The following is an 11,122-nucleotide window of genomic DNA, read 5'->3' as shown; positions in this document are numbered from 1 at the left end:
CTACGGGGTTGCCTGCTGAGTCGGTTCCAGTACGGAATGTTTTCCATTTCCCCAGTGAAAAAACCCAGTTACCAGTGAAACTGACCACTTGCCCGTGCGGCTTGCAAGTACCATCCTGTCCATTATCGTCCTGACGTGAACACTGCGTATAATCGGCGTCGTTCAGGGGAATATAGACATTCGCATTCAGACGGGCTGTGCGCCCATGAACCTGAACTGACCCATCCACTCCCGATCTCTGACCTAGCTGACCAGTATTGACACTGTCATCCGGCGCCCCATGGGTTACAATATCAATATATTTTGTCTCGTTATCAGAACAGACTTCCGTGGAAGCCGATCCAATAATCTGCGACTCTGCCTGCGATCGTGAATTCTGGACAAATGCCTGTATTTCAGCAATACGCACAATGCCTGATGGGCATCGGATACTGTCTCCGTTTCCCTGATAGACTGCGCCCTCACCTGATGCCGCAAATGCAGCAGAAAGAGGCGCCACACCTAGCCCGGAACAGAAGACGACAGCACTGACACCAAACCGGGCTCTGGTGGATAAACTACACATGTCCGGCACTCGAGCCCCCTTGCAGCCATGTTTCAAACCTGATGACAGAAACGTATTGCAAACACGCCCGGACAGTAAGGCCTCTTGCACAGACCAGGTTTAAAATTGGTTTCCAGCAGGGCTCCGAAGCGTGTTTTTTCTATTTTTTTTTACCGCAACCGAAACATCTTGCCCGACACAGAGGATCACGTTACGAACAGCGCCACAAGGCGAGATGCTCTATCGCCTCCATCCAGACCTCATTTGGTGCAGGCTCATGATCAGCGACGTTACGACCCGCAGTTTCGATGCGTTGAATGCTTACGGCCAGACACAACGTACCCTGCAGACGGGCATTAATGAGGCTGGCAGGAACGAGACAGGTGAGGATAACATCACCAGCTTCAGCAATGTGCTGGGCGATGCCATGAAGAACGCCATCGAAACTGGAAAATCAACTGAAACAAAAGCCGCTACAGGCCTTTCCGGTGGTGGCGATCTGACCGATATTGCTACGTCGGTTGCCGAAGCCAAACTGACGCTTCAGACCGTTACCACCGTCCGCGACCGATTTGTACAGGCCTATCAGGACATTATGAAGATGTCGGTCTGATCACTGCAATACAATGCAGCCCTCTGTTGATATCCATGAAATCTTGCAGCAAAGTCTTTTCGTTGCGGTAAAGATGGGGGCACCGTCACTTCTGGCTTCTCTCGCGGCCGGTATCCTGATTTCCCTGTTTCAGGCCGTCACACAGGTCAATGAAGCAACGCTTTCGTTTGTTCCCAAATTCATTGCCGCCACTGCCGCATTGATGCTGACAAGTTCTTTCCTCTACGCGACGCTGCACAGCTACGCCATGCTCATCTTTGATCAGATGGTCATCGCCGGAGGATCATGACGCAGACTCATGCCATGAGACTATAGGAGCGAACCGCAATCATGAATGATTTTCCGGTCCTCCTTCCTACGCTCTGCTATGTGTTCGTTCTTACACTATGTCGTGTGAGCGCTCTGATCATGACGGCGCCCGGTTTTGGCGAAACGTCTTCGCCCATGATCGTCCGGGCAGGAATCGCCCTGACCGTATCACTTCTCGTCATGCCGATCGTACAGACACATCTCTCTTCTGTCCCAGCGCCTGTCCTTGCAAATCCGGCATTGCTGATTATCACTATTGGTGAAGAACTCCTGATCGGAATTTTCATCGGCCTGATCGCCAGACTCCTCTCGATGTCTCTTGTGATTGCCATGCAACTCATTTCGACTTTTACAGGGCTGGCAAGCGTTCTCCAGCCCGATCCCGATCTTGGCGCTTCAAGCACAGCCATCAGCCATCTCGCGTCTTTTCTGATCCCAGTCCTGTTCCTTACGACCGGGCTCTATATCCTGCCTCTTGCAGCTTTGACCGGCTCATATGATGTCTTCCCGCCAGGACGTCCCCTCCTGCTTGATGATATGGCCAAGGCAATCGTCACAACAACAGCTCTCAGCTTCAAGCTCGGCTTTCAATATGCTGCGCCTTTTGTTCTGATTGGAACCTTGTGGCCTGCCCTGCTCGGTGTCCTCAACCGGCTGATGCCGTCCATACAGGTCTATGGTATAGCCATGCCTGCACAGCTTCTGGGTGGAGTACTCCTGATTGCCCTACTGATTCAGGTCATCACAGGTGTCTGGCAGGAACGTATGCAGGAAACGCTATCAGCATTGCCTGGGCTGCATGCCCGGCCCTGAACAACAGCTCGCATCGCTCCGCAGCGTCTGGGGCGATCATATGACACAGCCAGCAAGCGGCATGTTTATCAGAGCGACGGGGTCATCTGATGGCTGAAGACGGCAGTAGCGAAGATCGTACACAGGCTCCGACGGGACGACGCCTTGCCAAGGCACGTGAAGACGGCAATGTTGCCCAATCGCGCGAAACCCAGATGCTTCTCGTACTGGGTGCCTTTCTTGCTGTCTTTTCTATTGTGGGCGCCAGTGCGGCAGTGCGTTTCGTGGCACACATGCATGGTCTCATCGAACATTTTTCCACGCCGATTGACGATATGGCTTCAATCGGTCTTGTTATCCGTCAGGCAATGACTGAAGGATTTCTGCTCATGGCTCCCTTGGTGCTGGTGAGCCTCGTCACTGTAATTGCTTTCAGCATGTTCCAGACGCAGTTCCTGTTTCGTCCTCAGGCTCTGATACCTGACCTGACGCGACTTTCACCATTCAACGGGTTCAAGCGCGTTTTCAGCCTTCGGAATCTGATCGAACTGTTCAAGAGCCTGATGAAATTCCTGGTTTTCGGCATCGTGCTTTACGTCATCGCTTCGGGGACATTGAACGTCGCCCCAGAGGCGGAAAGGTGGACAGTGCGTAGACTGACCTACGAGCTCATCTCCTGGTTCACTTACGCAACGCTCATCATTCTTCTGGTTCAGGCCTTCATTGCCGGTCTCGACGAGCTCTGGACAAGACACAGCCGGATACAGAAACTCCGCATGAGCCATCAGGACATCAAGGATGAAACCAAGCGGGAGGACGGAGATCCCAAGATCAAGGCGAAACGGCATCAGATCCGTATGCGGCGCGCCCGTCATCGCATGATCCAGTCTGTCCGCAAGGCCACAGTGGTGATTACCAACCCGACCCATTATGCCGTCGCCCTCTCCTACGAGAGTTCCGTAGCTGCTGCCCCCAGGATCGTTGCAAAAGGAACAGATGAACTTGCAGCACGCATCAGGGAAGCCGCACAGGATGCAAAAGTACCCGTCGTCAACAGCCCACCTCTGGCGCGTGGCCTCTATGCTCTCCCACTGGACACTGAAATCCCGCAGGAGTTCTTCAAACCTGTTGCAGCGATCATTGCCTATGTAATCAAGCTCAAGACCCCCCGGTCGAGAGCCTGAAATCAGCGTTACCCTGTACAGATCTCATTGAAACGCTCTGACAAAGCGGAGAGTCATACGATCCGACGAAAACGGATCAGACTTCTGGTCAGCTTGTCCGGAGCCCAGTTGGGCATATGACGCCACGGCGTGGTAACATTGGCAATATCGTCAATGATGGAAACAAAACGCTTCTGTTCGGAGCCGACCCATTCAGGTACCCAGGCTGTTTCGATCTGGGTAATCCAGGCATTTCCTTCAATACGAAAGCGCCCGATATAAGAGACAAGCGTCTGAAGCAGAGCTGCACGATCCTCATCAGTGTGAGCAGGAACCCTGCCCTCTCCTTCCAGATTGAACGCAACCCAGCCATCTGAGGTAAAGATAACCCTTCCGCGCGAGCCTCACCCATAGCGGGAACAAGACAGGCTGTATCCCGCTCCTCGACGCTGTACGAGACAAGTTCCAAGTGCCGATCAGGGCCTGGCGCAGGGCCTCGCCCGTCAGATCACCAGTCAGTGCGTATTCCTCAGTCGTCTCGTCTGCCATTAGTCCTGCCCAGATATATGATTGCCGTCACTTGGCACGCAACGACTCCTTGCCCCAGCATCTGAAAACTCACGAAGTATCCTGAGAAAGGCAGGACCGCAGCGCAACCCGAATCGGGGGGAGAGAAATAAGCAGATGTCAGAACCACATGCCAGTACCAAGAGAGCAGGCCTGCCATGAGGAAAAAACTATTGGCAGCTTTTTGGCCTCTTCATGAATCCGAAGTCACAAGTTCAGAATTGTCCATTCATGGACGTAGAAAAGGTATCTTATGAGCAGGGAGTCCGGCGGAAGAGAGAATCCGCCGGAAAAACAGTCTGCTAAACTCTTCCCAGAAGAATCAGAATGACCAGAACCAGAACGATCAGCCCACGCCACTGCCGGCGCCATAACCGGTCCAGGCTGTGCCATACCAGCCACCATAGCCACCAAAAGTGCCCAGAAGCAGAAGAACGATCACGATGATAACGAGGATATTCATAACGGGCTTTCCCCAGCGGCAGTCATGATTGCACCACCGTATGCGGTACACGTGCGAATCATCGCTGAGTTCGACAAAAATCCTCGACAATCCCATATTTTAGGATTCTGGGGTTTTCATGCCACAATCGTTACATTCCATCTGAATTTTTCATACGTAACAACATGAGATCTTCCAATTCTGTTTTCCAACTCAGAGAAGCGCAATAGATTGGTCACAGGTGATTTACTCACCGTACCAAAAGAAAAACCAACGAATTTCGATGTTTGTAATAGTCTCGAATAAACAAGCCAACCAGATTGGCGATATATTATTTATGTATGAAATTAATTTTTTTTACTTGAAATAAATAAGTTTGTATAGATCTTATTTATTAATCATAGATCGTTTCAATGAAATAATCTTATAATTTCTTCCATTCATGGAGTGTCTACAATGCCTTTTTCGCCAGGCACTTTGCCAACATCCGGCACTTACACTTTAAAGCTCTATGTTCTTGCAAATGCTCCCTATGAACAGGGGCCCGGATTAAAATTCCAGACTGTAAGTGTTACATATATCAAGGGCGGCTTCCAGATAGGCGCCACAACATATACGTACAAAAATGCCTGGACCTGGGGAGGTGACCCTACAGGAGATATCCAGAAGGGCGTCATACTCGATGTAGGCGGCCAGCCCTTCATCCTTGTTGACCCCAGTTTTCCTGCTGAGAACTACAAATGGACCGTTCAGAATCCGATAACCAACAACATCAGCGCTGAAATACCGGGTTCCTCAGGGACTTCAGACTATGATTCTCTTTATTTCGCCTATGATAATGCTATTCGATGGAGTGGAAAATGCTTTCTGAGAGGGACGATGATCTCAACGCCCTCAGGACATATCGCCGTTGAAGACATGCTTCCTGGAATGGATATTCTTGTTTTCAATCATGCGGGAGAAGCAATTACGCAGAAAATCCAGTGGGTTGGCAAGGGCGAATTACGCAGCAGTCATACCGAAGACAATATGGAAAAAACACCGGTAAGGATAATAAAAGATGCTTTTGCAGAAAATGTTCCTTTCAAGGATTGTCTGCTAACCCCGGAACACTGTGTCTATCTGGAAGGTTGCTTTGTCCCCGTCAGAATGCTGGTCAATGACAGAAGTATATATTATGATACGAGTTATGATAAGTATGAATATTTTCATATAGAATTACCAGAGCACTCTGTAATCCAGTCAGATGGCATGTTCTCTGAGAGCTATCTCCATACAGATGAAGCAGTTTTCTCCTTTTCAGAGGGAAAATCATCAGAACACTTCAAATCATGGCAGATCGACGCCGCAGCTCCCCTGCAGACAGATCAGGCATTCGTTGAGCCTCTGTATAAACGGTTTTCAACACGAGCTGATGAATTGAATGCGCCTCTTCAGAGAAGAAAAACTGTTTCTCCTTCAGAGCCATATATCACCGACAAAACGGGAAAGAAAAAATTCTCATCAATCATAAAAGGAAACCGCTATATCTTCGAGGTGCATGACAAATACGATGATCTGTTCATATCATCTGTCAGCGGCAAACCTTCTGAATTTCTGGGGCCATTTATTGACGACAGAAGGAACCTTGGCCTCTTGGTAGGTGAAATCACAATCATAACACCCAATAAGGTCATCACTTATACAGACCATCTCGAAGAGCAGGAAATAAATGGCTGGCACTCCATAGAGCAGCAAAACAAAAGGTGGACGAACGGAAATGCGCGCCTTATCAATATAGGAGAATATGAGATAGATTTTATCATCATAGAGATAATAGACAAATCTCCTTCCGTGAAATTTGACTATTTCATTAATGATTTTTCTGATGCTGCATAAATAAATTCATTATTTGATTTCATATTGAAGCAGAATTATAGACCATCATATCTGCTTCAAGCATCAGAAGCCCGGAATTTTGCGTCTCTAGGAACAACATTAGTAGACTATTCCTGATCATCACATCAGGCAGAGAAGCGACATACAAAATTCACCGGGCAGCCAGCGCAACCCGAGCTAATCGGAGCGGTTTTATGGCGAGTAGCTGTTTTAAGAATCACAACACCACCATTTTAACGGGACAGATCGCCACAAAGTATGTTCCTGAACCGGCTGCAATGGTTACTTTTTTATTAACGTCCCCTCGTAAATATTTAGAGCCAGCGTAGAACCGTGATGATTATGCCACATGAAATGCCATTCCTGTAGCAGGAGGAAAACACTGGTTTTCCTCCACGAAGGATAAGGAATAGGAGTGCCTTCGGATCCCAGCACGAAGGTAAGGCCGAACCCAATGATCCTCCTTGGAACAGTTACACCCCAGGATGATCACAGAAAGAGAACTCTTACGTTTGTTTCCTTTCTCCTTGGATGCTGCATCACCTCTTTTTCTTCAGCGTCAGCCAGCCAAGCGCCAAAGCCAGAAGCGCTACACACCAAGACGATACAACACTCCAAAACTCAACCTGGCCCCTCTTCGCCCGGCACCAGCGCGAGATCTTCCTTCCTCGCCAAAATCACACCCGAATTACCTCAGACAAGCGAGACAATTTACGTCACCGGAACCCGGTTGACCCAGTCTCGCCTGACAAATGTTATGGCGGGCTCCACTCTCGACGCCGCCCAATTGCAGCGCCGGGGCTATCTCGATCTGGGGCTTGCCCTGTTACGCGAAAATCCGGCGATAAGTGTGGGCGATAATTCTCCTATAGGAACACAAAACAGTTTCGGAGCCGGTCAATCCTTTGTAAGCCTGCTCAATCTGGGGTCACAGCGCACGCTTACCCTGGTTGATGGCATGCGTATGGGCGGCGGTGCATCCGCCTCGATCTATGGTGTCGGCCCTGGCTCCCAAGTCGACATAAGCGCGCTCCCAACCTCACTGATCAAGACCATAGATACACGTCTCGGTGGCGCTGGCGCCGCTTATGGTGCTGACGCCGTGGCCGGGGTAATCAATTACGAACTCGATGATCACTACAAGGGTGTATCGCTCAATGCGCAGGGGGACTGGTCGCAGAAACTGGATAATGCCGCGGAAAAAATTGCTTTGAAGGCAGGCACCAGTTTTGATCATGATCGGGGCGGGTTGGTTTTCGATGTCGAATATCGTCGTCAGGCCGGCATGCTTGCCAGTGACCGGCCTGACAGTTTTGGTGAAAACGCAGTCATCTACCATCGCGCCGCGCTTGGTCAGAACACGCCCTATAGTTTCGTCCCGGGGTCAGGGACGCGCTATATCCAGAGCACCCTCACCGGCATGCCAACCCTGACCGGAAATTATGGTGACTTGCCTGTCTATGGAGGTGTCTATGGATCGGCTTATGCGGGACTGGCCAATGCCGGGATTGCCAATACGGCCGGTACTCCCCTCGTGTTCAGCGGCAATGGACAAACCCTTGTTCCCTTCAATAGCGGCACCCTGTTGCAAGGCGATAACGTTCTGGGCATTGGGGGTGATGGTATAGCGCTTCGCAATTACATTCCGATCCGTACTCCTTCAGACAGACTCAATCTTACGCTACTTGGCCATTATGATCTGACCGATCACCTCCACGCCACATGGCAGCTGGTACGCCAGAGGCAGTTCAGAGAACCTTGTAGGTGACGGCATGTGGAGCAGCACGTCTTTTGACAATGCTTTGACACCCAACATCACCGGTTCACAAAACAGCAGCTATTTCACGGATGGTGTGACGAACGGCCCTCTCGCGCTCAGTACCGATAATCCCTATCTGACCAGTGCGGAGCGGACAACTATCAAACAGGCTCTTGCAGCCAATGGCCTGCCGACCAATCAGTTCTATCTGAACCGTCTCAATCAGGATCTCGATACAGGCTATTTTCGCACAACCCTGCAGATGTATCGTTTTCAGGGTGGTTTGCGAGGCGATTTCGGGATGCTGGGACGTCACTTCAACTGGACATTGCGCGGCGAATATTCACGCTACACCAATGTAACAACCGAACCTGCTCTGGTCGTGCCCAATCTGGTCAATGCACTCAATGCGGTAGAGACAACCGATGGTACAATCCAATGCGCTGCCGGCTACGAAAATGCGCCAATTGCCACGCGCAGCAGTATCTGTGCTCCGCTCAACCCGTTTGGCTACAACCAGATGACACCGGCCGCTCGCGATTATGTAACAGCGGTTGAACGATCAACGAACCGTAACAGTCAACGCGATCTGCAAGCCGAAATCAGATCAACAATATTCAGACTGCCAGCCGGAGATATACGCTGGGACCTGGGTTATGAACATCGTCGTGAGGCCTACCATTTCGATCCGGGTACTTATCTCAGCGGATGGAAACAGACAGACGGTACCGTACTGCAATATGGGAACGATGCCGTTATTCCTGCAACAGGTGGCGCCTATCATACTCATGAGGGCTTCGGCGAACTGGATATTCCCCTTGTTTCTCCGTCCATGCAGGTGCCGGGAGCCTATCATCTGTCTCTCACAGCCAATGGACGTCTGACGTATAACAGCATTACCGGACCTTACTGGACTTATATGGTCGGGGCATCCTGGTGGCCAATGCGTGATTTCGGCTTGAGCGGCAACTATGCCGTTTCAGTACGCAACCCCTCTGTCGGCGAACTATATTCACCACGCGCCTCAACCTATGAGAGTGGTGTTGATCCCTGTTCCGATGTCGGTGTCTCCTCCGGACCCAATCCGGCCCGGCGCGCTGCCAATTGCGCAAAGGCCGGTCTGACCCAGCCTTTTATCTCGAATTTCAATGCCTATTCCCTGCCTGGCACAGCGGGCGGTAATGTGCATCTGCAAAATGAACACTCAAAGAGCTATACAGGAAGTCTCGAATTCCGTCCCCACCTTATCCGTGACTTCGACCTGAAGACTTCTTTTGTGGATGTCAGGGTTGCCAATGCGATCACCTATCTGAGCGCCAGCAATCTGCTTGATGCCTGTTATGATTCAACCAATTATCCAAGCAATATCTTTTGCTCAACATTCAGCCGAGATTCTTCGGGCCAGATCAGCTCATTCGATTCAGGTTATTATAATATTTCCAGTTACGAGACACAGGCACTCCAGACCACAATCGATTACGTTCTTCCTCTCAAACGCCTCGGTTTCTCCGAAGAATCAGGCACACTTAACCTGCAAGGTAATTACGTTCATTACCTGAAAAGCCAGCAGAGCTATCTTTCAAGCACTTATGCTCTTGCCGGAAGCACCGCCTCGCCCAAAGATAATTTCACACTCAACACCACCTGGCAGAGTGGCGCCCTGACCGCACAATGGCAGACAATGTGGTACGGGCCGAGCCAGTTCATGTTGCAGGTTCCCTCAATACGTTATGAGCACAATAAACGTCCTGCTTTTGCCCAATTCAATCTATCGCTTGGCTATGCAGTCACCAGAAATCTCTCGACGAGTTTCGTAATCAACAATGTTACTGACGCACTCCCCAGAGATGCAGGAATCTACAACATTACCCGTTATTATGAAGCCCTGATCGGACGCAGCTTTCAGATGCGTATCGGCGCCAGCTTCTGAAAGTCAGGCGTTTGTACTTGCATTATCCCCGGGAAGAACGAGAAGCACAGCAGCCTTAGCCCTGACCTTGGCGCCTTTTCTCAACACGATGAAAGACAAGAGACAACATCCAGGCCAGAACGAATAACCCGATCACTATGAAGCCAATCTGGTTGAAACTATCGCTGACAAAAGAGACAAGACGCCAGAAACGCCCCTCGAAGCCGATCTTGTCGCCCAGTAATTTCAGTGTTTCGATACTGCCAATGCCAACAGCCACGATAACCGAAATCAGTGTAATGATGATATTGTAGCGTAACTTGCGGAGCGGATCGACAAAGGCCCATCGATACGCCCCCAGCATCAGCACACCATCGGCGGTATCGATCAGCGCCATACCAGCCGCAAAGAGAGCCGGAAAAATCATGATTGTGGCAAGTGATATCCCCTGACTTGCCTGTGAAGCTGAAAGCCCAAGCAAAGAGACTTCAGTCGCAGTATCAAAACCCAGCCCGAAGAGAAATCCGAGCAGGATCATATGCCAGCTGCGAGAGACCAGACGAAACAGGGGCATCAGCAGACGCGCCAGTATACCGCCCCTGCTCAGCATTGCGTCAATATCGATTTCCTCTATCGCACCACCGGCTTTCACGTGACGCCAGGCACGCCATGCTCCACGCAATACGATAAAATTGGTGATTGCCAGTGCAAAGAGAAAACCGGCCGAGATCAGTGTGCCCGCAATGCTGCCAACATTGCGCCAGGCCTCGAAACGAGACTGCATGGCTTGGGAGAGCAACGCTGTGCCAAGCGCTGCCAATACGACAATCAAGGAATGCCCAATGGCAAACCAGAACCCTGTCAGAAGCGGCTGACGCCCCATCTGGATGAACTTGCGTGTCACATTGTCGATCGAGGCAATATGGTCGGCGTCAACAGCATGCCGTAATCCAAAACCATAAGCCAGCAGCGCATTTCCCAACAGAAGCGGTTTATCGCGCAACAACATGAAGCTCCAGACCCAGAGCATGAGATTGGCCAGAACCAGACTCACACCAAGAAGCATGATACGTAGCTTCAGACGCTCTGACGATCTCCCGATTGGCGAGGCATATCGGATCATGATCGTCGATCCCTGTGTACATC

10 protein-coding genes are annotated in these 11,122 nt (G+C 50.6%); 7 read left to right on the top strand and 3 right to left on the bottom strand.

Features of this window, described 5'->3' with window-relative positions:
- A partial coding sequence (locus tag JCM25354_RS17060; protein ID WP_148301415.1) for a hypothetical protein occupies positions 1–565 on the bottom strand: 565 nt, incomplete at its 3' end.
- A gap of 256 nt (positions 566–821) precedes the next feature.
- On the opposite strand from JCM25354_RS17060, the gene JCM25354_RS05965 reads away from it, so the two are divergent.
- The 4 genes from JCM25354_RS05965 (at position 822) to JCM25354_RS05945 (ending at position 3,442) form a co-directional block, all read left to right on the top strand.
- Positions 822–1,157, top strand: coding sequence for a flagellar hook-basal body complex protein FliE (locus tag JCM25354_RS05965; protein WP_025885341.1), 336 nt, complete (start codon positions 822–824; stop codon positions 1,155–1,157).
- Between the two features lie 13 nt (positions 1,158–1,170).
- On the top strand, positions 1,171–1,446 hold the full coding sequence (locus JCM25354_RS05960; protein ID WP_025885340.1) for a flagellar biosynthetic protein FliQ: 276 nt from the start codon (positions 1,171–1,173) through the stop codon (positions 1,444–1,446).
- Between the two features lie 41 nt (positions 1,447–1,487).
- Positions 1,488–2,279 carry a flagellar biosynthetic protein FliR gene (locus JCM25354_RS05955; RefSeq protein WP_025885339.1) on the top strand — a complete coding sequence of 264 codons (792 nt, stop codon included), beginning with the start codon at positions 1,488–1,490 and terminating at the stop codon, positions 2,277–2,279.
- An 89-nt stretch (positions 2,280–2,368) separates the two neighbouring features.
- A complete protein-coding gene (locus JCM25354_RS05945) occupies positions 2,369–3,442 on the top strand; it encodes an EscU/YscU/HrcU family type III secretion system export apparatus switch protein (RefSeq protein ID WP_025885338.1) in 1,074 nt (357 codons plus the stop codon).
- Between the two features lie 53 nt (positions 3,443–3,495).
- Here JCM25354_RS05945 and JCM25354_RS22290 read toward each other — a convergent pair whose 3' ends face one another.
- Positions 3,496–3,774: a lipocalin-like domain-containing protein gene (locus tag JCM25354_RS22290; protein WP_243443932.1), complete on the bottom strand. Its 279-nt coding sequence runs from the start codon at positions 3,772–3,774 to the stop codon at positions 3,496–3,498.
- 1,112 nt (positions 3,775–4,886) lie between these two features.
- On the opposite strand from JCM25354_RS22290, the gene JCM25354_RS17055 reads away from it, so the two are divergent.
- The 3 genes from JCM25354_RS17055 (at position 4,887) to JCM25354_RS22280 (ending at position 9,997) form a co-directional block, all read left to right on the top strand.
- Positions 4,887–6,308 (top strand): Hint domain-containing protein, encoded by a 1,422-nt coding sequence (locus JCM25354_RS17055; protein WP_025885335.1) that lies wholly within the window; start codon positions 4,887–4,889, stop codon positions 6,306–6,308.
- A gap of 730 nt (positions 6,309–7,038) precedes the next feature.
- Entirely contained in the window at positions 7,039–8,076 is a 1,038-nt protein-coding gene (locus JCM25354_RS22285) for a TonB-dependent receptor plug domain-containing protein (RefSeq protein WP_243443927.1), read from the top strand.
- A 34-nt stretch (positions 8,077–8,110) separates the two neighbouring features.
- Positions 8,111–9,997, top strand: a complete 1,887-nt coding sequence (locus JCM25354_RS22280) for a TonB-dependent receptor domain-containing protein (protein ID WP_243443926.1) — start codon at positions 8,111–8,113, stop codon at positions 9,995–9,997.
- A 55-nt stretch (positions 9,998–10,052) separates the two neighbouring features.
- Here JCM25354_RS22280 and JCM25354_RS05915 read toward each other — a convergent pair whose 3' ends face one another.
- On the bottom strand, positions 10,053–11,099 hold the full coding sequence (locus JCM25354_RS05915; protein ID WP_035446834.1) for a HoxN/HupN/NixA family nickel/cobalt transporter: 1,047 nt from the start codon (positions 11,097–11,099) through the stop codon (positions 10,053–10,055).
- Positions 11,100–11,122: the final 23 nt, after the last annotated feature.

Source organism: Asaia prunellae JCM 25354 (genome assembly GCF_000613885.1).
Taxonomy (GTDB): Bacteria; Pseudomonadota; Alphaproteobacteria; order Acetobacterales; family Acetobacteraceae; genus Asaia; species Asaia prunellae.
Note: the sequence above shows the minus strand (reverse complement) of the source record. Positions and strands in the feature narration are given on the sequence as shown.